Source organism: Curtobacterium sp. AB7 (assembly GCF_044909335.1).
Classification (GTDB): Bacteria; Actinomycetota; Actinomycetes; order Actinomycetales; family Microbacteriaceae; genus Curtobacterium.
The window spans coordinates 552,910-577,967 of the sequence record NZ_JBIYED010000001.1 but is presented as its reverse complement, the minus strand read 5'-3'; the positions used below and the strand labels follow the sequence as shown (position 1 = coordinate 577,967).

The following is a 25,058-nucleotide window of genomic DNA, read 5'->3' as shown; positions in this document are numbered from 1 at the left end:
CGATGTCAACTGGAGGTCGCGTGGAGCCGGCGGACGTGGTCGACCTGCTGACGCGGGAACGCCTTCGTTCCTACTTCCGAGCCCTGCCCGACGACGCACGCGCTGTCGGGCTCTACGAATGGAACATGCGAGCTGCAGCTGCCGTGATGGAGCTGACCGGGGCCGTAGAGGTCGTGGTGCGAAACGCTGCAGACGTGCAGCTCCGCGCTTGGGCAACTGCTCGTCGCCCAGGCTCATCCTGGCTCGACGTCGTTCCCCTCGACGCACAAGGCAGGAACGATCTGGTCGTCGCACGAAGGCGTGCCACGCGAGGGGGGAAACGAGCAGAGGTGCACGGGCGAGTCGTTGCCGAACTGAGCTTCGGGTTCTGGCGGTACCTGTTCGAGTCTCGCTACCTGACGGCCCTGTGGACTCCAGCACTCCACCGCGCGTTCCCACACGGCCCAGCGGATGCGCTGACTCGCCAGCGCGAGGTTCGGACACGGATGCAGCAACTGCACTTCGTGCGCAACCGGGCCGCACACCACGAGCCGATCCATGGGCGTGATCTTCGGCGGGACCACGACTACGCGATCGAACTGCTCGGATGGATCCACCCCGGCGCCGCGGCTTGGGCACAGGACGTGACGATGCTCGGCACGGTGCTCGATGCCCGACCCAGCATCTGAGGGGCAGGATCGGAGGGGTTCGGCGCAGGGCTGCGCCGCGGAGAGCGAGGGAGCATCCATGACCGGAGCCAGCGTGTTGTTCATCGGCGGAAGCGGCGTGATCAGCGCCTCCTGTGTGCGGGAGGCGACCGAACAGGGCCACGCCGTCACGGTCCTGAACCGGGGGACCACCGGGGGCAGGCCGATCCCGGAGGGTGTGACGCGCCTCCAGGCCGATGTGTCGGACCGCAGCGCCCTGGCGGACGCACTCGGCGACCGCCGCTTCGACGTGGTCGTGAACTGGGTGGCATTCACGCCGGACCAGGTGCAGGCCGACATCGACTTCTTCGCCGGACGGACGCGGCAGTACGTGTTCATCAGCTCGGCCTCGGCGTACCAGACCCCGGCGACGCACCTGCCGATCACGGAGTCGACGCCGCTGAAGAACCCGTACTGGCAGTACTCGCGCGACAAGATCGCGTGCGAGGAACTGCTGATGGAGGCGTACCGGGAGCAGGACTTCCCGGTGACGATCGTGCGGCCGTCGCACACCTACGACGAGACGAAGCTGCCGCTGACGGGCGGCTGGACCGCGGTGGCGCGGATGCGCGCCGGCAAGCCGATCATCATCACCGGTGACGGAACGTCGTTGTGGACCCTGACGCACAGCCGTGACTTCGCGGTCGGGTTCACCGGGCTGCTCGACCGTGCTGAGGCGATCGGCGAGGCATTCACGATCACGAGCGACGAGGCGCCGACGTGGAATGCCATCGCGCACGAGATCGCGGCAGCGGCTGGTGTCGACGACCTGCACATCGTGCACGTGCCGGCGGATGCGATCGCCGCCGCCGATGCCGAGTGGGGTGCGGCGCTGCTCGGCGACAAGGCCAACAGCTCGGTGTTCGACAACAGCAAGGTCCGGTCGCTCGTGCCGTGGTACCGGCCGCGGACGCCCTACCGGCAGGGTGTGCGCGAGGTCATCGCCTGGTACGAGGCGCATCCAGAGGAGCAGGTCGTCGACGAGCGGCTCGATGGCCTGATGGACGAGTTGGCGGCGCGCTGGGCGGTGTGAGCCGCGCTTGGTGAGCAGAAATGGTCGGGTGCCGTGTGGCGACCCGACCATTTCTGCTCACGAAGCGAGCGCGTGGACCGCGCCCGTCAGGCGCGCGACGCCAGGACGTCGGACAGCGTGCCGATCGCCGTGCGCAGCTCGTCGTCGGTGACCACGAGCGGCGGGGCGAAGCGGATCGTCGAGCCGTGGGTGTCCTTCACGAGGAGTCCGCGGTCGGCCAGGTCCTTCGAGATCTCCTTGCCGGTGCCGAGCGCGGGGTCGATGTCGATCCCCGCCCAGAGTCCGGCGACACGGTGCGACACGACGCCGTGCCCGACGAGCCCGTCGAGCAGTCCGCGCAACAGCGGTTCGCCGTCGAGGGCGCGCTGCTGGAACGTGCCCTCGCCGAGCATCGCCACGACCTCGGCCCCGACGGCCGCGGCGAGCGGGTTCCCGCCGAAGGTCGAACCGTGCTCGCCGGGACGCAGCACCCCCAGGACGGACGCCGAGCCGACGACCGCGGACACCGGCACGATGCCGCCGCCGAGCGCCTTGCCGAGCGTGATGAGGTCGGGACGGACCCCGACGCGCTGCACGGCGAGGGTGTGGCCCGTGCGGCCGAGGCCGGACTGGATCTCGTCGGCGACGAACAGCGCGCCGAACTCGTCGCAGAGCTCCCGGACAGCAGGCAGGTACGAGGCCGGTGGGATGACCACGCCGCCCTCGCCCTGGATCGGTTCGAGCAGCACGGCGACGACGGTCTCGTCCATCGCTGCGCGCAGGGCTTCGGCATCGCCGTACGGCACGGTCCGGAAGCCCGGGGTGTACGGACCGAAGTCGTTGCGGGCATCGGGGTCGTCCGAGAAGGAGATGATCGTGGTGGTGCGGCCGTGGAAGTTCCCGGACGCCACGATGATCGTCGCGCGGTCCGCAGGGACCCCCTTGACGCGGTAACCCCAGGCGCGGGACACCTTGATCGCGGACTCGACGGCCTCGGCACCGGTGTTCATCGGCAGGACCATCTCGGTCTCCGTCAACGCCGCCAGCGCCGTGGCGAACGGCCCGAGCTGGTCGTTCACGAACGCGCGGCTCGTGAGCGTCACCCGGTCGAGCTGCGCCCGGGCGGCGTCGAGCAGCCGCGGGTTGCCGTGGCCGAAGTTCACCGCGGAGTACGCGGCGAGCCCGTCCAGGTACTGCTTGCCGTCGACATCGGTGACGGTCGCTCCGGAGCCCGACGCGATGACGACGGGCAGCGGGCTGTAGTTGTGCGCGAGGGCGCGGTCCTCGACGGCGAGCGCCGCCGCGGTGTTGACCCCGAGCGACGCTGCCGCCGACATCAGCTGACCCCGAGCGAGCGGGCGACGGAGTTGCCGGTGCCGACCGGGTGCAGGTCGAGGGTGCAGCACTTCACGCCGCCACCGCCGAGCAGCAGCTCGGACAGGTCGACGCCGATCGGGTTGTAGCCCTTCTCGCGCAGCTGCGCCGCGAACGTGGTCGCGCGTGCGGCGATCACGACGTTGTACCCGTCGGAGTACGAGTTCAGGCCGAGGATCGCTGCGTCCTCTTCCGTGGCGATGATCGCGTCGGGGAAGCGCTCGCGCAGGATCGCCAGCGACGGCTCGTCGAAGGCGCTCTCGAGGTACGCGATGTTGCTGGTGCCGTCAGCGGCGGGCTCGGGGTCGAGCACGGCGATGGCGGTGTCGAGGTGGTAGAAGCTCGGGTTGATGAGCTTGAGGGTGACGACCTCACGGCCGAAGATCGTCGCGAGCTCGTCGTGCGAGGTGCTGTCCGACCGGAAGCCGGTGCCGGCGAAGATCGTGTTCCCGATGAGCAGGAAGTCACCCTCGCCCTCGTTGGTCTGCTCGGGCTCGGCGACGGTCAGGCCGGCCTGACGGAACCAGTCCATGTACGCCGGACCCTCGGGCTGGCGCTCGGGGTACTGGAACTTCGCGCCGTAGGCGATGCCGTCGAGCACGAACCCGCCGTTGGCCGCGTAGACCATGTCCGGCAGGCCGTCGATGGGGTCGATGTACGAGATGTCGAAGCCGAGCTGCTCGTACACGTCGACGAGCGTCTGCCACTGAGCGACGGCCTTCGACGTGTCGGTCGGCTCCTCCGGGTGCATCCACGGGTTGATCCGGTAGCTCACCGTGTAGAAGTCCGGCTTGCACATCAGGATCGTCCGCTTGGTGGCGGTACGGGCCGGTGCATCGGTGGTCGAGGGTGCGGTGTTCGACATCAGTCCTCCTGAGAAGGGACCGGGGCCCGAGCCTGCCAGGAACCGAAACGGAACGAAGGAGAGGTGCTCCGGCGAGATGCAGGCTCACTCGCCGTAGCGGACCAGGTCGACGCCACTCGAAAGTCTGGCATGAACCGTCCGAAGAGTGCAGTCCCCCATCCGTCGGACCATGACACCCGTTCGGGTGACGCACGTTTCGTGCGTCCGACCCGCCGACCTCGCAAGAAGTCCGCGTACGATGGGTGCAATGGATTCGCTCGACCACCGCATCCTGGATCAACTCCGGGACAACGCCCGCGCCGGCTACGGCGACATCGGGTCGGTGGTCGGACTCTCGGCATCGGCCGTCAAGCGCCGTGTCGACCGGCTCGTCGGCGACGGCGTCATCCAGGGCTTCACGATCAAGGTCGACCCCGCCGTCGAGGACCGCGGCACCGAGGCCTGGGTCGAGCTGTACTGCCGCGGCACCGTCTCCCCCGACGAGCTCCGTGCGCTGCTCGACACCGTGCCCGAGGTCATCGACGCCGGCACGGTCACGGGGAGCGCCGACGCCGTGGTGCACATGCGCTCGAAGGACCTGTCCGCGCTCGAAGAAGCGCTCGACAAGGTCCGCCTCGCACCGCAGGTGGACCACACACGGTCCGCGATCGTGCTCTCCAAGCTGGTCAGTCGCGACACCGCGTAACGTCCGGCAGGTGCCACGTGACGCGCAGGCCGGGAGGCCCGTGCGGACTCCGCCGGACCGCGAGCAGCGACCCGTCCGGTCGCCGCCGACCCCGTCGCTGACGCGACCCGGCATGCCCGGACCCATCGAACCGGAGGCGACCACACCGTGACCGACACCCGACCCACCCGGAGCGCCCCGGGCCTCCCGTCCATCGCCCCCGGCCTGCCGGGCCGCCCCTGGATCTCGCAGGACTGGCTCGACGTCGTCTTCGTGCACTGGCGCGTCGACGTGTCGGCGGTGGCCCCGCTGCTGCCGGCCGGCACGCGACCCGACACGATGGCGCTCGACGGGACCGACGACGGGGTGACCACCTGGGTGGGCCTCATCGCGTTCCGGTTCGAGGACACCCGCTTCCCGCCCCTCGGGGCGCTCGGGCGGACCGGCTCGATCGGCGACTTCGTCGAGGTGAACGTCCGCGTCTACACGGTCGACGAGCAGGGCCAGCACGGCGTCGTGTTCCTGTCGCTCGACGCCGGCAAACTGCTGCCGACGCTCGGCGCACGCGCGGCCACCGGGCTGCCCTACTGGTGGGCGCACGCCGAGTCGCGGAGCGGCGACGGCCGCGTCGGGTACGCGATGCGGCGGCACGGGACGCACCTGCGGTCGATGCTCGACGTCCGCGTGGGCGAGGTACTCGACGAGCCGGGGCCGCTCGACACGTTCCTGACGGCACGCTGGGGCATGCACGTGCACCGGGCCGGGCGGACGCGGTTCTGGCCGAACGAGCACGACGCGTGGCCGCTGCACCGGGCCTCGGTGGTGTCGCTGCGGGACGACCTGATCGGGGCCGCCGGGCTGCCGTTCGGGTTGACCGAGCTCGAGCCGGACTCGGTGCTCTACTCGTCGGGGGTCACGACGCGGTTCGGTCGGGGGCGGTGAGGCCGAGCTCGAGCTCGTCGCGCGGCGCCCGGGCGGCTGCCCGGAACTGGTGAACGGCAACGACGGCACCGAAGAGCCCGAAGAAGGACCCGCCGATCCAGGCGACGGTCCGGTACTCCGGGAGGTCGGGCACGGTGAACCCGATCACGGCGAGGGTCGTGCAGATCACCGCCACCGACGCCGAGGCCCACGCGACGACGAGGTGGTCGATGCGCGGGACGACGCGCGCGAACCGGAACGCCATCGGGATCCCGGCGATCGCGCCGAACACCAGGCCGGATGGAGTCCCGACCACCAGGCTCGCCACCGCGACGACCGCCACGCTCGTCACTGCCACCACCACCCGGGTGACGTGGCAGCGCCACGAGGCCGCACGCGTCTGCTCGTCGTACGCGCGCCAGCCCGTCACGAGCAGCGCGACTGAACCCATCCCGAACACGACCGCAGCGGCGATGCCGACGACGAGCGCGAAGACGCCCCCGAAGGCGATGCCGAGGGCGACGTGCACGGCGGCGAGGAGCAGCTCGAGCACGGGGTAGAGCCAGACCTCGAGCAGCCGGTTCGGGGTGTTCAGGACCCAGCCGGGAGGGGTTTCCTCAGCGAGCTCGTCGCTCTCGGGGTCTCGGGTCTCCACGTGGCCAGCATGCCCGGTCGGTGTGATCGTGGTTCGGTGCCCGCCGATCCGGGGGACACCGGCTGAGTGGTGCGCGGTCGGCCGCAGGTACAAGTGAGCCATGACTCGAGTGGCAGTGGTGACCGGTGGATCCGCAGGACTGGGGCGTGCGACCGTCCGGGAGCTCGCCGCGCGGGGGTGGGACGTCGCCGTCCTCGCCCGTGGACGGGACGGCGTCGACGCCGCGGTGGCCGAGGTCGAGGCCGCGGGGCGTCGCGGGCTGGCCCTGGTCGCCGACGTGTCCGACCGCGAGGCCGTCGAGGCCGCGGCCGACCGCGTCGAGCAGGAACTCGGGCCGATCGACCTGTGGGTGAACGGCGTGATGGTCGGGGTGTTCGGCAAGTTCCTGGACACCGCACCCGAGGACTTCGAGCGCGCGCTCAACGTGACCTACCTCGGCTTCGTCAACGGGACCCGAGCAGCGCTCTCCCGGATGGTGCCCCGCGGCCAGGGGCACGTCGTCCAGGTCGGCTCAGCACTCGGCTTCCGGGGCATCCCGCTGCAGGCCGCGTACTGCGGCGCGAAGCACGCGATCGTCGGGTTCACCGAGTCCGTCGTCTCCGAGCTGCTCGAACAGGGCAGCAAGGTGAAGGTGTCGCGGGTCGACATGCCCGCCCTCAACACGATCCAGTTCGGGTGGGTGAAGTCGAAGCTGCCGCACCACCCGCAGCCGGTCGCACCGATCTTCCAGCCCGAGGTCGGTGCCCGCGCGATCGCTGCCGTGGCCGAGCGGCCGCGCCGTCGCACCTGGGTCGGCGAGTCGACCGTCTACACGATCCTCGGCAACCGGATCAGCGGGCGCTTCGCCGACTGGTACGCCGCCAAGACGCTCGTCTCCGGGCAGCAGGCACCGGACAAGGACGGGCAGGAACTGCAGGACAACCTGTACGAGCCGGTGCCGGGCGACCACGGCGCGCACGGTGTGTTCGACGAGTCGGCACACGCATGGTCGCCGCAGACCTGGTGGGTGGAGCACCGGCGGGTGGGCAACGGTCTGATCGGTGCGGTGCTCGGTGCCGCCGGGGCCGTCGCGCTCGTGGCGGGACGACGACGATGACGCGCCGTGCACGAGCGGGGTCGTCGCCGGCCGCATCGGCGGTCGAGCTGGGCCGAGCGGTGCTCGGCGTCTGGCACCTGAGCCGATCGTTCCGTGGACGCGACCAGGCCGTGCTGCACGGCGTGCTCGGCGTCCGGCAGCTCGTGCAGGCTGCCCTCGTCGCACGCACGGGCTCCGGGAACGCGCACACGCTCAGCGCCGCCGTCGACGCGGTGCACGGCGTGACGATGGTGCCGCTCGCCCTCGATCCACGACGCCGCACGTTCGCCCTGCAGCAGGTGTGGATCGCCACGGTGCTCACCGTCGCCGAGGTCGCGGTCGTCGGTCGGGGCGGCAGGCGCTGACGGCTGGCGGGGCCGGCGCCGCCGACGGCTGTCGGGGCCGGCGCCGCCGACCGCTGTCGGGGCCGGCGCCGCCGACCGCTGTCGGCGGTGCTCGGTAGCGTCCGGGGCATGGGCACCACCTACTCCGTCGCGTCCTCGCTGGACGGCTTCGTCGCTGCACCGGACGACGACCTCGACTGGCTGCTGCAGTTCGGCTTCGAGCCGTTCCAGGAGCACCACGACCGGTTCTTCGCGGGCATCGGCGCGGTCGTCATGGGCTCGACCACGTACGAGTGGCTGCTCGAGCACGACGACACGTGGGCGTACCCGGACCTGGCGACGTGGGTGTTCACCACGCGTGACCTACCGGTGCCGGACGGCGCCGACGTGCGCTTCGTGTCGGGCGAGGTCGCGGACCACCAAGCCGACCTCGAACGTGCAGCCGGCGAGCGCGACGTCTGGGTCGTCGGCGGCGGACTCCTCGCGGCGCAGTACCAGCAGGCCGGACTGCTCGACGAACTCCGGGTCACCGTGATGCCCGTGGCGCTCGGTGCCGGTGCGCCGCTGCTGCCGGTCGCGGCGCCGACCCCGGTGTTCGAGCTGGTCGGGACGACGCCGTTCAGCGGCGGTGCCGTCGAGCTGCACTACCGGTCCGCAGCCACCGCGGCGTAGCGTCCGAGCCATGAGCGACAACGAGCAGACCGAGCCCGTCATGGACGGCGCGAACGAGGCCACGAACCACGAGAAACTGCACGGCCTGATCGAACAGGTCGACCACGACCACCACGGCGAGGGCGCCGGAGCGATGGCCGACCACCTGCGTGACCGGATGGACGAGACCGGCGTCGAGGACGAAGAAGCAGGCGACACCGAGGACTGACCCGAGCCAGCGCCACGCCGCGCACTTCGTGAGCAGGAATGGTCGGGTCCGCCGCAGCGCACCCGACCGTTTCTGCTCACCGAGCGGCAGCTGTCAGACGCGCAGGAAGCGGCAGCTGTCAGACGCGCAGGTCAGCGAAGTCCGCGTCGACGTCCCCGAACCGGTGGGCGGTGATCGAGACCGACTGCTCTCGGATGAACGGGAGCATCTCGATCAACCCGGCCTCGACCACCGGCGCGTCGTGGATCGCGACGTCGATGCTCGCTCCGAGGGCTTCCTCGAGCGCCAGGGCATCGCCACCGATGAGCCGGATCCGTGCGCCGGGGCCGCCGAACGCCGTGTGCACAGGTCGGTCCTGCCCCTGCGCGAGCATGTCGCCGAGGGCGTCGGCGGGCTCGGCGTCCTCATCGCTCGTCCAGTTCGCCTGGAACACGGCGCCGGACGACGCACGGGCGTGGAAGTCCTGGTCGGACTCGACCAGGTGGTCGACGACGTCCAGCGGCGATCGACTCGACGCCAGCAGCTGGCTGAGCGGACCGGGCAACGGGCGGGCGGTGCTGAGCAGGACGTGGGCGCGGGCAGCCGTGGCGGCGACGAGCGCCCGGACCAGGTCACCCGCCGAGGCGTCCTCGGCCTGCCGCACGATGACGGACTGCGGTCGGTGGCGCAGCACGTTCCGCTGCACCACGAGCCCCGACAGGTCGTGCGATCCGCCGTACAGCTCCTCGCGCGCACGGACGTCGCTCAGCGCACCGGCCCGCACCTGGTCGAACTCCTCGAACGACAAGCCGCTGCGTGCGGCCTCGATCACCGAGGTCACGCGCGGCGGGAGACCGTGCAGCTGGATGCTCTTGTGCACCGTGCGCGGGACCGGCTCCCACCGGCCGAGCGTCGCGACGTACATCGGTCCGCCCGCCTTCGTGCCGGTGCCCACCGACGACCGCTTCCAGCCGCCGAACGGCTGCCGACCGACGACCGCACCGGTGATCCCGCGGTTCACGTACAGGTTGCCGGCGCGCACACTCGCCAGCCAGTCCGCCACCTCGTCGGCGTCGAGCGAGTGGATCCCCGCCGTCAGGCCGTAGTCGGTACCGTTCTGGATCGCGATCGCCTGCTCGAGCGTCTCGGCGCGCATGATGCCGAGCACCGGGCCGAAGTACTCGGTCTGGTGGAAGTCGCTGCCTGGGCGGACGCCGTCACGGATGCCGGGCGACCAGAGCCGCCCGGAGTCGTCGAGGGCCGTCGGCTGCACGAGCCAGGACTCCCCCGGCCCGAGTTCGGTGAGGCCTTGTCGCAGCTTGCCCTCGGGCTCGGCGATGACCGGGCCGACCTGGGCGGTGGGGTCGTCGGGCCAGGCGACCCGGAGCGTGCGCGTGGCGTCCACGAGCTGCCGACGGAAGCGTTCACTCTCGCCGACCGTGCCGACCAGGACGACCAGGGACGCCGCGGAGCACTTCTGGCCGGCGTGGCCGAAGGCGGACTGCACGATGTCCTGCACCGCGAGGTCGATGTCGGCGCTCGGCGTGACGACGATCGCGTTCTTGCCGCTCGTCTCGGCGCTGAGCGGGAGACCGGCGCGCCACCAGCGGAACGATCGCGCGGTGTCGGCCGAACCGGTCAGGATGATGCGGTCGACGGCGGGGTGTCCGACCAGGTCACGGCCGAGTTCGTCCTCGGCCAGGTCGACGAGCTGCAGCAACGAGTGCGGCACGCCGGCGTCCCAGAGCACGTCGGCCAGCAGCGCACCACTGCGCTTCGCCTCGGGTGCCGGCTTGAGCACGACTCCGCTGCCCGCGGCGAGCGCCGCCAGCACCCCACCGGCGGGGATCGCGACGGGGAAGTTCCACGGCGGCACCACGACGGTCAGGCGTGGCGGGACGTACCGGGCACCCTCGACGTCGCCGAGACGACGGGCGCGCTCGGCGTAGTAGTGAGCGGCGTCGACGGCTTCGGTGACCTCGGTGTCGGCCTCGGAGAACGTCTTGCCGGTCTCCGCGGCCATCACCTCGATCAGGTCGGCGCGGCGGGTCTCGAGCTCGTGTCCGATCAGGTCGAGGAGCTCAGCACGGTCGGAGGGGTCCTGTCGCCCCCAGTTCACGCCGGCCTGCGCGGTGCGGGCCATGATCCGTTCGAGCTTGGAGCGGTCGGCCACCTTCGCCCCGCGGATCGTCTGCGCGCCGAGCTGCGAGCGCGGTACCCGGCGCAGGACGTCGAGCGCCCACGCACGGTTGGCGGGGACGGCGGGGTCGGTGTCCGGGGCGTTCCGGAACGCGTCGCGCAGGACGGGTTCGCCGAGTGCCAGGTGGCGGTCCTGGGTGCGGTGCGTCGCGTGCACCGGCTCGTCGAGGGCGGCGACCGACGCCAGGTACCGGCCGTGTTCGCGGTCGAACACGCTGGCGTCTCGGTCGATGTCGGACGCCGCGGCGATGAAGTTCTCGGGGCTCGAGCTCTCCTGCAGGCGGCGGGCGAGGTACGCGATCGCGGAGTCGAACTCGTCCGGCTGCACGACGGGTGTGTAGAGCAGGATCTGTCCGACGTCGGCACGGACGGCGTCGGCGTGCGTCGATGCCATGCCGAGCAGCATCTCGACGTCGACTCCGTCGGTCACCCCGCGGCGCTGGGCGAGGACCCACGCGGTCGCCAGGTCGAACAGGTTGTGCCCGGCGACGCCGATGCGCACGGCGTCGGTGCGCTCCGGGGTCAACGCGGCGTCGAGCATCCGCAGGTAGGCGGTGTCGGTCTCGCGCTTGCTGCCCCAGGTGGCGAGCGGCCAGTCGTGCACGATCGCGTCGACGTGCTCCATCGCCAGGTTCGCGCCCTTGACGAGCCGCACCTTGATCGGTGCGCCGCCCCGGGCCCGGCGTTCCTGCGCCCAGGCCGTCAGGGACTCGAGCGCCCCGGCGGCGTCGGGCAGGTAGGCCTGCAGCACGATGCCGGCCTGCAGCCCCGCGAACTCGTCGCGGTCGAGCAGGGTCCGGAACACCGCGAGGGTGACGTCGAGGTCGCGGTACTCCTCCATGTCCAGGTTGATGAACTTGGCCTGGCCACCGGACGCCAGCGGAGCGGCCGCGAGCCGGTACAACGGCACGAGCCGGTCGACGACCCGCTCGACCGTCTGGTCGAACGCCCACATCGACATCTGCGGCACGACCGAGCTGACCTTGATCGACACGTGGTCGACGTCGTCGCGGGCGAGCAGGTCCATCGTCCCCTGCAGCCGACGGTCGCTCTCGGCGCTGCCGAGCACGGCTTCGCCGAGCAGGTTCACGTTGAGCCGGGTGCCCGGCCCACCGACCTTCGCGAGCGCCGGACCGAGCTTCGCCGTGCTCGCGTCGATCACCAGGTGGCCGGTCATCCGGCGCAGGATCCGCCGTGCGGTGGGGATGACCGCCCACGGCGCCATCGTCGCGAACCCACCGCCGAGCGTCACCGCGCCGCGCAGGTACCAGGCGAGGAAGTCGGGGACGTCGCGGCTGACCTGTTCGAGGTTGCGGGCAGCGACCCGGGGGTCTTCTGGCCGGATGACCTTGTCGACGAAGCTGCGCGTGAAGTCGAGCCCACGCTCGTCGCGCAGGGCTTCGGCGAGACGGGCGGCACCAGCGTCCGGCTTCGCCCCGGCGGACGCCGCCAGCCACTTGCGGACCAGCGCAACGGCGTCGTCGGTGCAGTCCTGGAGGCGGGCGCTCGGCATGCTCCGATCGTATGCCGCACCTCCGACCTCACCTTGGAGCGCGCCGCACGTCGGCCAGGAGTCATCCGCATGGATGAAAGACACGGCCGCGGGGTCCGTGGGTCCCCGCGGTGGATACGCTGGTCGGCATGTCGACGCAGGGCAACGATGGCCATGACTGGGCGACGTGGGACGCCTACCACGACGTCTGGCGACGCCTCGACCGAGCGCTCGACCAGGCCGTCCAGGCGGGCGCCGGCATCTCCATCCCCGAGTTCGAGATCCTGATCGGGCTGCAGCGTGAGCCGGACCACCGGCTGCGCGTCCGCGACATCGCCGCCGGCATCGGTTGGGAGAAGTCGCGCGTCAGTCACCAGGTCACACGGATGGTCTCCCGCGGCCTGGTCGGACGCGCCGACTGCCCGACCGACGGCCGCGGCAGCTGGGTGGAGATGACCCCCGACGGCCGCCGCGCGGTGCTCGCTGGCATCCGCGCGCACACCGGTGCGCTGGAAGACCTGTTCTGGAGGCCCGTGGGGACCGACGCGGACACGCTCCGGTCCGTCAGTGCGCGCGTCCAGGACGCGATCGGCCCCGACGTGTCGGACGAGGCCGTCTCGGGCTAGCCGCCACCGCACGTCAGCCGAGGTTCCACGACTCGCCGCACGGGGAGCGCCGAGGTTCCACGAACGGCTCCGTGGCCCACCCAGATGCCGAGATTTCGGAACCGCACGGGCTTGGGCGCGGGCGGGGCGGGCGGGCTTGGGCGCGGGGACGGCGGGTCGGCTAGAGGTCGACGACGGCGAGGGCTCCCTGTTCGCCGCGGAGCCGCACCTGCACGCTCGCGATGTCGTCGCGCGGGATGTCCGTCGACGCCGACAGCCCCTTCGCGTCCTCGCCCGCGGCCGTCCACGAGCCGACGATCTGCGCGGTGCCGTCGGACCGCACCACGACGAGGTCGTACATGACCGATCCGTCCGCCGCCCACTCCTTGCCGCCGTACGAGCAGCCCCAGTCGAATCGTGTGCCCCATTGTTCGCCGCTGACGGCGAGCTCGACATCGAGTCCCTGGGCGCCGGTCATGTCGTAGCGGTCCGCGGTCGCCGAGGCCGAGACGTCACGTCCGGCCTGCACCGAGCCGCGGTCCCCCGCCGTGCCGACGGCGAGTCCGCCCAGGACGGCGGCGACCACCGCGAGCCCCGCGGTGGCGGCGACCCAGACCCGGCGACGGCGGCGACGGTGTCGAACGCGGTGGGCGACGGAGGCGAGGGTGCTCTCGGAACCGGTGTCGGGCCTCCCGTCCGGTTCGGCGATCTCGATCGCCTGGTCGGCCGGCAGCTTGGCGAGCAGACCCGGCAGGCCGACCAGCTCGGCGACGGCGGCCGTGCAACGGTCGCACGTCTCCAGGTGCTGCTCGTACTCGAGCCGCTCGTCCGGGCTCAGGGACCCGAGCACGTACGCTGCGTCCCACTCTGCGTACCGGTCGTCGCTCATCGGGTCACTCCTCGTTCCTGCAGTGCGAGCCGCAGGGCTCGCAGCCCGTAGTGCAGCCGCGACTTCGCGGTGCCCTCGGGGATGTCGTGTCGTCGTGCGATCTCCGGCACCGTGTGGCCGAGCCAGTAGGCGTCCACGACCACGCGGCGGTGGTCCGGGGAGAGCGATGCGAGCGCATCGGCCACGACGATGCGGTCGAGCACGGCGTCGGTTCGGTCCGACTCGGCACGGTCGACGGGGTGTTCGGTGCCGAACTCCCGGCGGTTCCGGGCGGACCGGGCGTCGTCGACGACCAGGTTGCGTGCCACGGTGAACAACCAGGCGCGTGCACTGTCCGGCGCGCGTTCCAGCACCGCCGGTCGCTGCCAGGCACGGACCATGGTCTCCTGCACGACGTCCTCGACCGCCGAGCCGTCCCGCGTCAGGTGCCGGACGTACCGGGTGAGCGCGTCACCGTGCTCGCGGTACAGCGTCGCGAGCAGCTCGTCGGCGGAACGACTCGACACGGTCACTTCTGCAGGTCGAGGGAGAACTCGACGGAGCCCTTCCCGTCCACGGTGACGAAGCCGAGCGAGGGAGCCTTCACGCCGTAGTCGGCGAACGTGATCGGCACCGAGCCGGCGACCTGGACGGTGCCACCCGTGCCGACCGCCACCTGTGCGTCGGCGGTGACGGCCTTCGTGACGCCGTGCAGGTCCATCGTGCCGGTCAGGGTGACGTCCTGCGTGCTGCCGTCGAGTGCCTTCGAGACGTCGACGGGCTTCGTCAGCGTGAACGTCGCCGTCGGGAACTTGTCCGTCTCCAGCGCGGTGTCGCGGAAGTAGGCGTCGCGCGCGGACTCGGGGGTGGTGATCTTCGCGACCTGGACCGTGACCGTCGCCGTCGCGAGGGAGCCGCCGTCGACCTCGGCGGTGCCCTCAACGTCCTTCGTGCGTCCGACCACGTTCACATCATTCCCCTGCAGCACCTCGTGCACCCGGTAGCCGGCGTACGAGGTCCCCGTGCTGGTCCAGGTGCCGTCGGCGTCCGCCGCGTCGAGGCTGGCGGACGACGTCGCCTGCAGCGAGGGTGCGGCGGCGGCCTGTCCGTTGACGGTGTTCGCGTAGATGGACGGACCGGCGATGACAGCGGCGGCCGCGATGACCACGACGCCGGTGGAGATGCCGATGATGACCTTGGTGCGTGTGCGGAGTCCCATACCCGGTCAACGAGGTGGCAGTCTGGATCGTTCACCGTCGACGGGACGACGATGCCGAAGGAGGTCGATGCACGTGGAACTGGTCATGCTGCTGGCGGCCGTCGGCGTCTCGATCGGCACGATCGTCGTCGTGCTCCGACGTACCAGGGATGCCGGATGGGTCCGGGACGCACAGCTGACGATGAACGCGAGTCCAGGCTGGACGGTGGTCTCGCTGGTGTTCCACGGGCTCGGAGCCGCAACGGGGTTCGTCATCGGTTCGGTCTTCATCGCCGGCGGCCACCCGGCGGCCGGATGGGTGTTCCTGTGCTTCGGCGGGATGCTCGGTGTGCTCGTCGGAGTACAGATCTGGGTCGCACGACGGCCGTTCCCACCGGACCCACCGGTCGACGGCCCCGGTCGCTGAACGCGGGGCGCGGTCGCTCGGCGCGCGAACGTCCCCGACACTAGAGGGGACAGCAACCGAGCCCGGCCGTGCTCGACGGCCCGCCCACCACCAGCAAGGAACGCACCAGATGCCCGAACTCCCCGTCGTGTTCGAAGTCGGCTCGCTGATCGCGATCGTCGCGATCCTGCTCGCCGACCTGCTCATCGTCGCGCGCCGGCCGCACGTGCCGACGCTGCGCGAGTCGGCGACGTGGGTGGGCGTCTACGTGGGGCTCGCGCTGGTCTTCGCGGTCCTGATGCTCGTGTTCGCTGGCGGCGACTCGGCGGGCGAGTTCCTGGCCGGTTGGCTCACCGAGTACAGCCTGAGCATCGACAACCTGTTCGTCTTCGTCATCATCATGGCGCGGTTCTCGGTGCCGAAGAAGATCCAGCAAGAGGTGCTGATGCTCGGCATCATCATCGCGCTCGTGCTGCGCGGCATCTTCATCCTCGTCGGTGCCCAGCTCATCGAGAACTTCTCGTGGATCTTCTACATCTTCGGCGCCTGGCTGATCTGGACGGCGATCCAGCAGCTCCGCGGCGAGGACGATGCCGACGACCAGAAGGACAGCTTCATCGTCCGGCTGCTCCGCCGTCGGGTGCGCCTCACCGACACGTTCGACGGCATGAAGTTCCGGACCACCCACGACGGCGTGCGGCACTTCACCCCGTTGCTCATCGTGCTGATCGCCATCGGCACCACCGACCTGCTGTTCGCACTCGACTCGATCCCCGCGATCTTCGGCATCACCGAGAGCCCGTTCATCGTGTTCACCGCGAACGTCTTCGCCCTGATGGGTCTGCGGCAGCTGTACTTCCTGCTCGGTGGACTGCTCGAGCGGCTCGTCTACCTGAAGTACGGGATCGCGGTGATCCTCGCGTTCATCGGTGTGAAGCTCGTCCTGCACGCACTGCACGACAACGAGCTGCCCTTCCTGAACGGTGGCGAGCACATCGAGTGGGCACCGGAGATCAACACGTGGGTCTCCTTGATCGTGATCATCGCCGCGATGGCGCTGTCGACCCTGGCCAGCGTCGTGCGGATGCGCCACGACGGCGTCGAGGCGAAGGACGAAGAACCCGCTCGTACCTCGGACTGACGGCGGCGATCAGATGTCGGCACTCGAGACGGAAGGGTTGCGCCTGCGGCCGTGGCGGAGCACCGACGCCGCGTTCCACCGTCGGCTCTGGGCCGAACGGGATCCACGCGTGCCGCCGCATCGACGGCTCTCGGCCGACGGGCACCCCACCGTGTCCGATCTCGAGGAGTGGGCGCGCGGGTACGACCAGACGCCGGCGCCCGGTCTGCTCGTCGTCGAGCGCCGGGACACCGGTGCTGCTGTCGGCTACTGCGGCCTCGTCGCGAACGGCGTCGGTGTGTCCGACGAACCGGAGCTGGCGTACGAGTTCCTGCAGGCGTCGTGGAACCACGGGTACGCCACGGAAGCATCCGGCGCGGTCATCGATGCGGCACGCGAGCACGGGTACCGCCATCTGGCGTCCACGGTCCGCGACTGGAACACCGCGTCGCTCCGGGTGCTCGGCAAGCTGGGCTTCGTCGACACCGGGGAGCGTGAGCGCGACCAGCAGCACGGTGACTCCGTGCTGCTGCGGAAGACGCTCTGAGCGGCAGCGGACCGGGCGCGGGAGCGTCCACCAGGTGTCCGTGCCAAGGTCGATGGGTGCACAACAACGACACCGTCGTGATCGCCGGCTGCGGCGACCTCGGGACCGAAGCCGGCCTCCGCTTCGCAAAGCAGGGACACCACGTGATCGGCCTCCGACGCCGCGCCGAACTGGTCCCGGCCCCGATCACCGGCCGCAGCGCGGACCTGCGGCACGAGGTCCCCGAGATCCCCGCCGACACCTCTGTCGTCGTCGTGGCCTTCGCCGCGGGCAGCCGTGACGTCGACGAGTACCGCGCGACCTACGTCGACGGCCTGCGGAACGTGCTCGACGGCATCGACGCCTCGGACGCCGATCCACGCCTGCTCGTGGTGTCGTCGACCGCGGTGTACGACGTCGACGACGGCAGCGAGGTCACCGAGGACACCCCGGTGCACGGTGCGACCCCGACCGCCGAGGTCCTGGTCGAGGCCGAGGCGCTGCTGCGCGACCGTGCTCCCGACGCCGTGCTCGTGCGCCTGTCCGGTGTCTACGGTCCGGGCCGCGAGCGCCTGATCGACCAGGTCCGCTCCGGTTCTGCGCGATTGGCTCCGAGTGCCTCGCCGCACACGAACCGGATCCACCGCGACGACGCCGCCGCGGCGCTCGTGCACCTGGCGACCGTGGAGGACCCGGCGCCGACCTACCTCGGCACCGACGACGAACCGAGCCGACTCGACGACGTGCTCCGGTTCCTGGCCGACGAGCTCGGCGTTCCCGAGCCCGTCACCGGTGACGGCGGTGCCCGGCAGTCCGGTGGTGACAAGCGCTTGTCGAACGCGCTGCTCCGGTCCACCGGCTGGGCGCCGCAGTACCCGACGTTCCGCGAGGGCTACCGCGCCGTGCTGGCCGGCGAGGGCACCCGTCACCCCTGACCCGTGACGACGCGTGCGGTCACAGCCGGTTGACACCGCCTCCCGACGCCGGTACGAATACCAGCATGGGGAATATCGGCGGCTTGTTTGCTGCGACCGGATCGGTGTCACTCGCGGACAAGGGGGCTGATCTGATCGTCACGCTGGTCGCTGCCGTGATCATCGCCGTGTTCAGCCTCGCCGTCGGCGGGAAGGGCAAGTCCGCGAGCGGATCGGGGTCGCCGTTCCAGCAGGTCACGAACAACAGCGGGACGGTTGTCCAGGCCGGACGAGATGTACACGACGTGCACATCTACGACCAGCGGATGTCGATCCAGCAGAACATGACCGTCCACGCACAGCAGGACCAGCCGAGTTCGGGAGCCGGCGACTGGTGGCCGTTCATCGTCGCAGCCGCTGTCGCCGCGATCGCTGCCCTCGGCTTCGTCTCGTACTCGAACCTCGCGTTCGGACTGCTGATCGGTGCAGCCGCTGGCGGCGCGGTCGGGCTCGTCGTCGCGTCAGCCCGATCAGCGAGACTCGGTGTGCTCGGCGACCGCCGGGTGATCCGCATCATCATCGTCGTCCTCGTCCTCGCGGCCGAGAGCGTGCTGATCGTCACGTTCGCACTGCACCGGACCGTGTGGGGCAGCCATCGCCTGAGCGACTTCCAGGCCCTCGCCGAGAGCGTCAGGGGCAACGACTCGCCCTGGTCGATCCAGTACCCCGCGGAGGTCGCCCAAGCCCTGCACGGGCCGGCGATCTGGGTGAGCGGTCTGCAGATCACCGTGGTCTTCCTGGCCGCACTCGTCGCGGTGCTCTTCGCGATCGTGCAGATCCTCGAATGGCAGAACATGCTCCGCATCGTCGGCGGGACGATGTCCAGTCGAGCGTCAGCGCGCGCCGAATCGTTCGCCGAGGCGTCGGTCAAGTCCGACTTCGGGTACGTCCTGCTGCCCGTGCTCTTGGTGGCCGTCATGTGGATCGTGAACGCCTTGGCGAACGGAGACCTCGCCGGGGTGTTCCAGTAACGCCCGAACCGCACGCGCACCCCTTCTCCGACACGACACCACGTGATCACCTGGTGCCGTGTCGCGAACCGGGGGCGGACGGCAGCGGGCCGGCACCCGCGACCCCTCAGTGTCCGCGGTGGTCCTGGATCGTGAGCCGCGGCCCGAACGACGGCTTCCGGAACCCCGAGCCGCCGATCAGCCGCACGACCCGTTCCCGGTGCCCCCGCCACGGCTCGAGCAGCTCGAGCATCCCGTCGTCGTCCACCGGTCCCCCGGTCAGCGCCCACCCGACCAGGGCCGGCACGTGGAAGTCCCCGACGCTCGGCGAATCGGGGTCTCCGTGGGAGCGCTGTGCGGTCTCGGCAGCCGTCCACTTCCCGATACCGGGGATCGACTGGAGCCGCGCCGACACGACCGAACCGCCGCGACCGAGCGTCAGGGTCCGCTCGAGCGCCGGCGCGAGTTTCACCGCGCGCATCACCGTCGCCGACCGTCCGGGCTCGATGCCGGCCCTGTGCCACTCCCAGCTCGGGATCCGCGCCCACTCGTCGGCCGTCGGCGGCACGGTGAGACCGTCCGGCGCGGGGCCCGGCGCGGGCGTGCCGTACCGGCGGAGCAGGTACCGCCATGCGCCCCACGCCTGCCGTGAGGTCACCTTCTGCTCCATGATCGCCGGCACGAGCATCGCGACGACGGTGTTCGTCCGGAGCAGCCGGAGTCCGGGCTGCCGGTGTCGGGCCGTCGCCAGGAACGCGTGCCCGGAGACGTCGAACCCGTCCCAGTCGTCGCCGCGACCGAGCAGCTCCGGCGCGTGCTCGACCGCCCACGCAGCACCGTCGCCCCACGCCGAGACCGCGATGGTGTCGCCAGCCGGCCGGATCGCCACGGCAGCGGGGCCGGTGGGCGTCCGCAGGGCGAGCCACACGACCGAGCCGACCACCTTGTAGGCGGGGTCGCCGGAGCCGCGCTGCAGGGGCCGCAGGGTCGACGTGACGTTCACCGGGCCTCCCGGTCGGTACACGGTGTCGACGCGCGCCGCGTCGCCGGACGCACCAGGAGCACCGGACGCGTCGCCGGACGCACCTGGAGCACCGGACGCGTCGCCGGACGACGAGGCGGAGTCGAGCAGGGTCACACCGGGATGGTAATGCGCAACCACCGTCAGTCATGATGGTCGCAGTCCCCCACGACCCCCACCCGCACCACCCGACGACGGAGTTCCCATGCGCATCGGCATCCTCACCTCCGGAGGCGACTGCCCCGGTCTGAACGCGGTCATCCGCGCGATCGTCCTCAAGGGCATCGCCATCCACGGCCACGAGTTCGTCGGGTTCCGGGACGGCTGGCGCGGCGTCGTCGACGGCGACATCGTCCCGCTCGGCCGCAAGGACATCCAGGGCATCGCCAAGCAGGGCGGCACGATCCTCGGCACCAGCCGCACGAACCCCTTCGAGGGCCCGAACGGCGGCGTCGAGAACATCTCGAAGACCCTGGACCGCCACGGCATCGACGCCATCGTCGCGATCGGCGGTGAGGGCACGCTCGCCGCGGCGAAGCGCCTGACCGACGCCGGGCTGAAGATCGTCGGCGTCCCGAAGACGGTCGACAACGACCTGGGCGCCACCGACTACACGTTCGGCTTCGACACCGCCGTCGCGATCGCGACGGAGGCGATGGACCGCCTGCGCACCACCGGCGAGTCGCACTCCCGGTGCATGGTCGCCGAGGTCATGGGCCGGCACGTCGGCTGGATCGCCCTGCACTCCGGCATGGCCGCCGGTGCGCACGCGATCCTGATCCCGGAGCAGAAGACGAGCATGGAGCAGATCGCGAAGTGGGTGCGCGCCGCCTACGACCGCGGGCGCGCACCGCTCGTCGTGGTGGCCGAGGGCTTCGTCCCCGACCACGAGGACAACGCGCACACCGAGCGCGGGCTCGACGCCTTCGGGCGTCCGCGCCTGGGTGGCATCGGCGAGCGCCTCGCGCCCCTCATCGAGGAGATGACGGGCATCGAGACGCGTGCCACGACCCTCGGGCACATCCAGCGTGGTGGCACGCCGACCGCGTACGACCGCGTGCTGTCGACGCGGCTCGGCCTGGCGGCCATCGACTCGGTGGTCGAGGAGCGGTGGGGCCGGATGGTCGCCCTGAAGGGCACCGACATCGTGCACGTGTCGTTCGACGAGGCGCTCGGCGAGCTGAAGACCGTGCCGCAGGCGCGCTTCGACGAGGCCGCCATCATGTTCGGGTAGCGGTCGCCGCGCGCCTACCTGACCGTTTCGGGCGTACCTGGTCGTTTCTTTCGACCCGGTACGCCCGGTTCCGCCAGGCATCGTGGCAGGCACAGCCGGGAGGCCCGGGGTAGCGTCCGGCGCATGACCCGCGCCGTAGTCGTGTCCAGTTCAGCCCCGCCCACCGTCGCCGACGTCGACCTGCCCGATCCGGCCGAGGGCGAAGCCCTCGTCGACGTCACGTACTCGAGCGTCAACTACAAGGACGGCCTCGCCCTCGCCCGGAACCCCGGCGTCGCGCGGGTCGACCCGCTCGTGCCCGGCATCGACGTCGTCGGGACCGTGTCGGCGCTCGGACCGGGCGTGCACGACGTGTCGATCGGCGACCGCATCGTGCTGAACGGTGCTGGGCTCGGCGAGTCCCGGCACGGCGGTTGGGCCCAGCACGCCGTGGTGCCGTCCGGTTCCCTCGTGGTCCTGCCCGAGGCGATCGAGGACTCGTTCGCGGCGGCGATCGGCACGGCCGGGTTCACGGCGATGCTCAGCGTCCTCGCGCTCGAACGGTTCGTCGAACCGGGTGCCGGGCCGGTGCTCGTCACGGGTGCGTCCGGCGGGGTGGGCACCGTGGCGATCGCCCTGCTCGCCGCGCGCGGGTACGAGGTGACCGCGTCGACCGGGCGGAGCACCAACGAGGCCTCGCTCCGACGCCTCGGCGCGACGGCGGTCGTGCACCGGAGCACCCTGTCCGAGCCCGGCAAGCCGATGCAGCGTGCGACGTGGGCTGGCGCCGTGGACAGCGTCGGCGGGGCCACCCTGGCGAACGTGCTGGCCGGCACCCGGTGGGGCGGTGCCGTCACGGCGTGCGGGCTCGCCCAGGACGCTGCGCTGCCCACGACGGTGCTGCCGTTCATCCTGCGGGCGGTGTCACTGCTCGGCATCAACTCGGTGGACGCCCCGCCGGAGCTCCGGCACCGGGCGTGGGAGCGGTTGGCGACCGACCTCGACCCCGCGCTGCTGGCGGGTGTCACGCGGACCGTGACGCCGGAGCAGGCGATCGAGGTCGGCGTTGAGGTGGTCGCCGGACGCGTACACGGTCGAACGGTGGTCGACCTCCGACGGTGAAATACTCCTGTACCACAATTTCACAAGCGCTTGCAAATTGACACGTTAGGATTCCAGTACCGAGTCCGATGCACGAGGAGATGACATGCCGGTCCCGAAGTCCACGGTCGAGAACTCACCCCGCAAACTGCTCCGCGACGTCGTGTACGAGAAGATGCTGGCAGCCCTCCGCGACGGCACGCTCCAGCACGGCGAACGCCTGAACGACGACGAGCTGGTCCAGTGGCTCGGAGTCAGTCGCACCCCCATCCGCGAGGCGATCGCGAAGCTCGTCGACATCGGCCTCGTCGAGATGGAGGCGAACCGGTACACCCGCGTCGCAACCCCCACGTTCGACGACTGGGTGACCGCGACCCGTGCAACGGCCGGGTTCTTCGAGCTCAGCCTGCGCTGGGGCGTCCCCGAGTACGACGACGCGGACGTCGCGGCGATGCAGAAGCTGCTCGACCGTGCCGACGGACTCCGCAAGGTCCGCGACCTCGGCTTCAGCGGAGCCGTGACCGAGATCATCGAGTTCGCCGTGGCCCACTCCGGCAACCCGCTCGTGCAGGTCGCCGCCGAAGGTGCGCTCGAGCGCGTCCGGTTCACGCTCAACCCCACCCCGGCGTTCGAGCAGTACGGTTCCGAGGCGTTCTTCTCGATCCTCGGCGAGGCCCTCGAGGAGCGCGACGGCGAGACGGCGGCCGAGGCCGGGCGTGCGCTGACGCGGAACTTCGAGCAGCACATCGAGTCGGTCCGCTCCACGCGGGGCTGACGGTGGTGGCCGCGCAGTCACCCACCGACTGGCGTCCGCTGTTCGACGACGCGTTCACCCGGGTACTCGTCGCGCTGCGGAGCGGCACGCTGCGGGACGATCGTGAGCACGACCTCCTCGAACTCTGCGAGCGCTTCGACGTCCGGCCGTCGATCCTCGCCGGAGCACTGCAGCGGCTCGCCGACATCGGACTGGCCCGCCTCTCGCCCGGCGATCGGGTGCGCTTCCCGGAGCTCGGCCCGGTGCCGTGGGCCGAGGGCAGCTGGATGCTCGTCGGACTCGTCGAGGTGGCCATGCGCGCCACCGTGCCGACCGCCACCGAGGACGACGTCGCGGTCTACGCCGGACTCGTGGCGAGGGCGAGACGGGCGGCGACCGAACGCGGCGACGAACTCGACCCCGCGCTGTTCGCGACGATCGGGTTCTGGGCCGAACGCACCCCGGACCGCCTGACCGCCAGGTTGCTCGTGCGCACGCTCCAGCAGCTGCGGTACGGACCACGGGCCACCCTCCCCTGGCAGGTGGTGGAGATCGAGTCCTGGCTCGCCGCATCACTCCAGGCGCTCCGGCTGCGTGACCGGAGCAGTGCCGAGCGCGCAGCGCATGTGCTCACCCGGCTCTGGCGCCGCTACCTCGAGATGTCCGCTGCGACCCTCGGCGTCGACCCCGCGAGCCTGCTCCGACCGGTCGGCGGCACGTCCGAGGACCTCTACTGGGCCGACTGGCGCCCGGATGACGACTGGATCGAGGTACTGGGGTCGATCCGGGACCACACCCTCGACCCGGGGCGCGAGTACACCCTCCGGGACCTCACCGCTCGGTTCCGCGTCCCGATGCCTCGGCTGCTGCCGATGGTCCGGCGGCTCGAGGTCATGGGGCTGGTGCACGCGGGGCCCGACCGCGAGGGCAGCGTGCTCGTCGCGGTCCCGACGGTCGACGACTGGGCGGAGACGGTCGGCCTGCTCCTCGGGCTGCAGGAGATGTGCGTCCGGTCGGCGATCCCCGCACTGACCGATGCGGACGTCGCGCAGCTGGACGTGCTGCTGGCGCAGGTCCGACGAGAGGCTCGGGTCCGCGACTTCTCGTTCACGGCCACGCTGCTCGAGATCAACCGGTTCTTCGCGTCCCGCAGCCCGAACCGCGCGATACGGGAGACGACGACCGTCACGATCTCCCGTCTGGCGTACATCCTGCCGGAGCCACCCCCGTTCCGACAGTGGGCGATCGAGGACTTCCTCGAGCTCCTCGACGAGGCGGTCCGGGCGCGGGACCCCGAGCTCGGGTCCGAGGCGTGCCACGCCCTCTCGGCGCACTTCGACGCGCACGTCGCCGACGTCCGAGCGCGGTACGGCAGCATGGAGTCGTGAACGACGACGTCCTGATCAACGCCACCGGTGTCCGCGTCACGCGGTCCGGGCGCGACCTGCTGCACGACATCGACCTGACCGTCCGGCGCGGCGAGCACTGGGCGCTCCTCGGTCCGAACGGTGCCGGCAAGTCGACGCTGCTCGCGGTGCTCGGAGCAACGGGCCACCCCTCGGCGGGCACGGTCGAGGTGCTCGGCCGGCGCCTCGGACGCGTCGACGTCCGCGAGCTGCGTGAGCACATCGGCCACGTCGACCCGCGGCACCGGATGCTCTCCCCGCTCACCGTGCTCGAGACGGTGCTGACCGGCCTGACCGGAACGACCGACCTCATGATGCGGTGGGAGCCCACCGCCGCCCAGGTCGAGGCGGCCGAGCAGCACGTCGCCGACGTCGGCCTCACCGCACGGCGGGACGCTCGGTGGCCCGTGTTGTCCCAGGGCGAACGCGGACGAACCCTCATCGCACGGGCGCTGATGTCCGAGCCGCAGTTGCTGCTGCTCGACGAACCGGCGACCGGGCTCGACGTCGCCGCGCGAGAGCACCTGCTCGAGACGGTCGATGCCCTGCGACACCGGCACCCCGAGCTCGGCAGCGTCATGGTCACGCACCACCTGGAGGACCTGCCGGTGTCGACCTCGCACGCGATGCTGCTCCGTGACGGTGCCGCGGTGGCACAGGGCACGGCGGACGAGGTCATCACGTCGTCGGCGGTGTCGCACGCGTTCGACTTCCCGCTCGCGATCCTCCGGTCCGAGGGTCGCTGGGCAGCACGGCGTTCCGCCTGACGC

Annotated in this window: 27 protein-coding genes; 19 read left to right on the top strand and 8 right to left on the bottom strand. The window is 71.1% G+C overall.

Annotated elements, in window-relative coordinates; all coding sequences use genetic code 11:
* Positions 1-35: 35 nt before the first annotated feature.
* Positions 36-668 carry a hypothetical protein gene (locus ABH929_RS02965; protein WP_404560059.1) on the top strand — a complete coding sequence of 211 codons (633 nt, stop codon included), beginning with the start codon at positions 36-38 and terminating at the stop codon, positions 666-668.
* A 58-nt stretch (positions 669-726) separates the two neighbouring features.
* Entirely contained in the window at positions 727-1,719 is a 993-nt protein-coding gene (locus tag ABH929_RS02960) for an NAD-dependent epimerase/dehydratase family protein (protein WP_404560058.1), read from the top strand.
* Positions 1,720-1,805: 86 nt separating this feature from the next.
* Here ABH929_RS02960 and rocD read toward each other — a convergent pair whose 3' ends face one another.
* Both rocD and ddaH read right to left on the bottom strand, forming a co-directional pair.
* Positions 1,806-3,035, bottom strand: coding sequence for an ornithine--oxo-acid transaminase (rocD, locus tag ABH929_RS02955; RefSeq protein WP_404560057.1), 1,230 nt, complete (start codon positions 3,033-3,035; stop codon positions 1,806-1,808).
* Positions 3,035-3,937: a dimethylargininase gene (ddaH, locus tag ABH929_RS02950; RefSeq protein WP_404560056.1), complete on the bottom strand. Its 903-nt coding sequence runs from the start codon at positions 3,935-3,937 to the stop codon at positions 3,035-3,037. The genes rocD and ddaH overlap by 1 nt, the downstream gene beginning before the upstream one ends.
* Positions 3,938-4,184: 247 nt before the next feature.
* Here ddaH and ABH929_RS02945 point away from each other — a divergent pair, with 247 nt between their 5' ends.
* Both ABH929_RS02945 and ABH929_RS02940 read left to right on the top strand, forming a co-directional pair.
* On the top strand, positions 4,185-4,622 hold the full coding sequence (locus tag ABH929_RS02945; RefSeq protein ID WP_111083794.1) for an Lrp/AsnC family transcriptional regulator: 438 nt from the start codon (positions 4,185-4,187) through the stop codon (positions 4,620-4,622).
* A gap of 147 nt (positions 4,623-4,769) precedes the next feature.
* Entirely contained in the window at positions 4,770-5,543 is a 774-nt protein-coding gene (locus tag ABH929_RS02940) for a YqjF family protein (RefSeq protein WP_263092233.1), read from the top strand.
* On the opposite strand, the gene ABH929_RS02935 is transcribed toward ABH929_RS02940, so the two are convergent.
* A complete protein-coding gene (locus ABH929_RS02935) occupies positions 5,515-6,177 on the bottom strand; it encodes a hypothetical protein (protein ID WP_404560055.1) in 663 nt (220 codons plus the stop codon). The two genes, ABH929_RS02940 and ABH929_RS02935, sit on opposite strands and share 29 nt — an antisense overlap.
* A gap of 100 nt (positions 6,178-6,277) precedes the next feature.
* On the opposite strand from ABH929_RS02935, the gene ABH929_RS02930 reads away from it, so the two are divergent.
* The 4 genes from ABH929_RS02930 (at position 6,278) to ABH929_RS02915 (ending at position 8,476) form a co-directional block, all read left to right on the top strand.
* Positions 6,278-7,273, top strand: a complete 996-nt coding sequence (locus tag ABH929_RS02930) for an SDR family oxidoreductase (RefSeq protein ID WP_404560054.1) — start codon at positions 6,278-6,280, stop codon at positions 7,271-7,273.
* Positions 7,270-7,617, top strand: coding sequence for a hypothetical protein (locus ABH929_RS02925; RefSeq protein ID WP_404560053.1), 348 nt, complete (start codon positions 7,270-7,272; stop codon positions 7,615-7,617). Before ABH929_RS02930 ends, ABH929_RS02925 begins: the two co-directional genes overlap by 4 nt.
* Before the next feature lie 108 nt (positions 7,618-7,725).
* Positions 7,726-8,268 (top strand): dihydrofolate reductase family protein, encoded by a 543-nt coding sequence (locus ABH929_RS02920; protein WP_404560052.1) that lies wholly within the window; start codon positions 7,726-7,728, stop codon positions 8,266-8,268.
* A 10-nt stretch (positions 8,269-8,278) separates the two neighbouring features.
* On the top strand, positions 8,279-8,476 hold the full coding sequence (locus ABH929_RS02915) for a hypothetical protein (protein WP_123339214.1): 198 nt from the start codon (positions 8,279-8,281) through the stop codon (positions 8,474-8,476).
* A gap of 118 nt (positions 8,477-8,594) precedes the next feature.
* Here ABH929_RS02915 and ABH929_RS02910 read toward each other — a convergent pair whose 3' ends face one another.
* On the bottom strand, positions 8,595-12,167 hold the full coding sequence (locus tag ABH929_RS02910; RefSeq protein ID WP_404560051.1) for a proline dehydrogenase family protein: 3,573 nt from the start codon (positions 12,165-12,167) through the stop codon (positions 8,595-8,597).
* A 128-nt stretch (positions 12,168-12,295) separates the two neighbouring features.
* On the opposite strand from ABH929_RS02910, the gene ABH929_RS02905 reads away from it, so the two are divergent.
* The gene (locus ABH929_RS02905) at positions 12,296-12,772 is read left to right on the top strand and encodes a MarR family winged helix-turn-helix transcriptional regulator (protein WP_111083786.1); all 477 of its coding nucleotides are present in this window, start codon (positions 12,296-12,298) and stop codon (positions 12,770-12,772) included.
* A 160-nt stretch (positions 12,773-12,932) separates the two neighbouring features.
* Here the strand turns inward: ABH929_RS02905 and ABH929_RS02900 are convergent, their stop codons facing one another.
* Genes ABH929_RS02900 through ABH929_RS02890 form a run of 3 tightly spaced genes read right to left on the bottom strand, consistent with a single transcriptional unit; the run spans position 12,933 to position 14,838 of the window.
* Complete coding sequence (locus tag ABH929_RS02900) at positions 12,933-13,640, bottom strand: anti-sigma factor family protein (RefSeq protein WP_404560050.1); 708 nt, start codon at positions 13,638-13,640, stop codon at positions 12,933-12,935.
* Positions 13,637-14,152 carry a sigma-70 family RNA polymerase sigma factor gene (locus ABH929_RS02895; RefSeq protein ID WP_123294523.1) on the bottom strand — a complete coding sequence of 172 codons (516 nt, stop codon included), beginning with the start codon at positions 14,150-14,152 and terminating at the stop codon, positions 13,637-13,639. The genes ABH929_RS02900 and ABH929_RS02895 overlap by 4 nt, the downstream gene beginning before the upstream one ends.
* Entirely contained in the window at positions 14,149-14,838 is a 690-nt protein-coding gene (locus ABH929_RS02890) for a YceI family protein (protein ID WP_404560049.1), read from the bottom strand. The genes ABH929_RS02895 and ABH929_RS02890 overlap by 4 nt, the downstream gene beginning before the upstream one ends.
* 67 nt (positions 14,839-14,905) lie before the next feature.
* Here ABH929_RS02890 and ABH929_RS02885 point away from each other — a divergent pair, with 67 nt between their 5' ends.
* The 5 genes from ABH929_RS02885 to ABH929_RS02865 all read left to right on the top strand — a co-directional run bounded on the left by ABH929_RS02885 (position 14,906) and on the right by ABH929_RS02865 (position 18,814).
* Positions 14,906-15,244 carry a hypothetical protein gene (locus tag ABH929_RS02885; RefSeq protein ID WP_159573718.1) on the top strand — a complete coding sequence of 113 codons (339 nt, stop codon included), beginning with the start codon at positions 14,906-14,908 and terminating at the stop codon, positions 15,242-15,244.
* Between the two features lie 109 nt (positions 15,245-15,353).
* Positions 15,354-16,364 carry a TerC family protein gene (locus tag ABH929_RS02880; protein ID WP_123294520.1) on the top strand — a complete coding sequence of 337 codons (1,011 nt, stop codon included), beginning with the start codon at positions 15,354-15,356 and terminating at the stop codon, positions 16,362-16,364.
* Between the two features lie 13 nt (positions 16,365-16,377).
* Entirely contained in the window at positions 16,378-16,890 is a 513-nt protein-coding gene (locus tag ABH929_RS02875; RefSeq protein ID WP_404560048.1) for a GNAT family N-acetyltransferase, read from the top strand.
* A 56-nt stretch (positions 16,891-16,946) separates the two neighbouring features.
* A complete protein-coding gene (locus tag ABH929_RS02870) occupies positions 16,947-17,804 on the top strand; it encodes an NAD-dependent epimerase/dehydratase family protein (RefSeq protein ID WP_404560047.1) in 858 nt (285 codons plus the stop codon).
* Positions 17,805-17,869: 65 nt separating this feature from the next.
* The gene (locus ABH929_RS02865) at positions 17,870-18,814 is read left to right on the top strand and encodes a hypothetical protein (RefSeq protein ID WP_404560046.1); all 945 of its coding nucleotides are present in this window, start codon (positions 17,870-17,872) and stop codon (positions 18,812-18,814) included.
* Positions 18,815-18,920: 106 nt separating this feature from the next.
* Here the strand turns inward: ABH929_RS02865 and ABH929_RS02860 are convergent, their stop codons facing one another.
* Positions 18,921-19,817 (bottom strand): DNA-3-methyladenine glycosylase family protein, encoded by an 897-nt coding sequence (locus ABH929_RS02860; protein ID WP_404560470.1) that lies wholly within the window; start codon positions 19,815-19,817, stop codon positions 18,921-18,923.
* 202 nt (positions 19,818-20,019) lie between these two features.
* Here ABH929_RS02860 and ABH929_RS02855 point away from each other — a divergent pair, with 202 nt between their 5' ends.
* The 5 genes from ABH929_RS02855 to ABH929_RS02835 all read left to right on the top strand — a co-directional run bounded on the left by ABH929_RS02855 (position 20,020) and on the right by ABH929_RS02835 (position 25,055).
* Positions 20,020-21,048: a 6-phosphofructokinase gene (locus ABH929_RS02855; RefSeq protein WP_111083779.1), complete on the top strand. Its 1,029-nt coding sequence runs from the start codon at positions 20,020-20,022 to the stop codon at positions 21,046-21,048.
* A gap of 123 nt (positions 21,049-21,171) precedes the next feature.
* Positions 21,172-22,149: an MDR family oxidoreductase gene (locus ABH929_RS02850; RefSeq protein WP_404560045.1), complete on the top strand. Its 978-nt coding sequence runs from the start codon at positions 21,172-21,174 to the stop codon at positions 22,147-22,149.
* 85 nt (positions 22,150-22,234) lie between these two features.
* Positions 22,235-22,903, top strand: a complete 669-nt coding sequence (locus ABH929_RS02845; protein ID WP_404560044.1) for a GntR family transcriptional regulator — start codon at positions 22,235-22,237, stop codon at positions 22,901-22,903.
* 5 nt (positions 22,904-22,908) lie between these two features.
* On the top strand, positions 22,909-24,270 hold the full coding sequence (locus tag ABH929_RS02840; protein ID WP_404560043.1) for an FCD domain-containing protein: 1,362 nt from the start codon (positions 22,909-22,911) through the stop codon (positions 24,268-24,270).
* Positions 24,267-25,055: an ABC transporter ATP-binding protein gene (locus ABH929_RS02835; RefSeq protein WP_404560042.1), complete on the top strand. Its 789-nt coding sequence runs from the start codon at positions 24,267-24,269 to the stop codon at positions 25,053-25,055. Before ABH929_RS02840 ends, ABH929_RS02835 begins: the two co-directional genes overlap by 4 nt.
* The last annotated feature ends 3 nt before the right edge of the window (positions 25,056-25,058 follow it).

Coding starts and splice junctions, on each gene's coding strand:
- ABH929_RS02960 (WP_404560058.1), top strand. CDS start 727: ATGACCGGAGCCAGCGTGTTGTTCATCGGCGGAAGCGGCGTGATCAGC.
- rocD (WP_404560057.1), bottom strand. CDS start 3,035: ATGTCGGCGGCAGCGTCGCTCGGGGTCAACACCGCGGCGGCGCTCGCC.
- ddaH (WP_404560056.1), bottom strand. CDS start 3,937: ATGTCGAACACCGCACCCTCGACCACCGATGCACCGGCCCGTACCGCC.
- ABH929_RS02945 (WP_111083794.1), top strand. CDS start 4,185: ATGGATTCGCTCGACCACCGCATCCTGGATCAACTCCGGGACAACGCC.
- ABH929_RS02930 (WP_404560054.1), top strand. CDS start 6,278: ATGACTCGAGTGGCAGTGGTGACCGGTGGATCCGCAGGACTGGGGCGT.
- ABH929_RS02925 (WP_404560053.1), top strand. CDS start 7,270: ATGACGCGCCGTGCACGAGCGGGGTCGTCGCCGGCCGCATCGGCGGTC.
- ABH929_RS02920 (WP_404560052.1), top strand. CDS start 7,726: ATGGGCACCACCTACTCCGTCGCGTCCTCGCTGGACGGCTTCGTCGCT.
- ABH929_RS02915 (WP_123339214.1), top strand. CDS start 8,279: ATGAGCGACAACGAGCAGACCGAGCCCGTCATGGACGGCGCGAACGAG.
- ABH929_RS02910 (WP_404560051.1), bottom strand. CDS start 12,167: ATGCCGAGCGCCCGCCTCCAGGACTGCACCGACGACGCCGTTGCGCTG.
- ABH929_RS02905 (WP_111083786.1), top strand. CDS start 12,296: ATGTCGACGCAGGGCAACGATGGCCATGACTGGGCGACGTGGGACGCC.
- ABH929_RS02900 (WP_404560050.1), bottom strand. CDS start 13,640: ATGAGCGACGACCGGTACGCAGAGTGGGACGCAGCGTACGTGCTCGGG.
- ABH929_RS02890 (WP_404560049.1), bottom strand. CDS start 14,838: ATGGGACTCCGCACACGCACCAAGGTCATCATCGGCATCTCCACCGGC.
- ABH929_RS02885 (WP_159573718.1), top strand. CDS start 14,906: ATGCACGTGGAACTGGTCATGCTGCTGGCGGCCGTCGGCGTCTCGATC.
- ABH929_RS02880 (WP_123294520.1), top strand. CDS start 15,354: ATGCCCGAACTCCCCGTCGTGTTCGAAGTCGGCTCGCTGATCGCGATC.
- ABH929_RS02875 (WP_404560048.1), top strand. CDS start 16,378: ATGTCGGCACTCGAGACGGAAGGGTTGCGCCTGCGGCCGTGGCGGAGC.
- ABH929_RS02865 (WP_404560046.1), top strand. CDS start 17,870: ATGGGGAATATCGGCGGCTTGTTTGCTGCGACCGGATCGGTGTCACTC.
- ABH929_RS02855 (WP_111083779.1), top strand. CDS start 20,020: ATGCGCATCGGCATCCTCACCTCCGGAGGCGACTGCCCCGGTCTGAAC.
- ABH929_RS02850 (WP_404560045.1), top strand. CDS start 21,172: ATGACCCGCGCCGTAGTCGTGTCCAGTTCAGCCCCGCCCACCGTCGCC.
- ABH929_RS02845 (WP_404560044.1), top strand. CDS start 22,235: ATGCCGGTCCCGAAGTCCACGGTCGAGAACTCACCCCGCAAACTGCTC.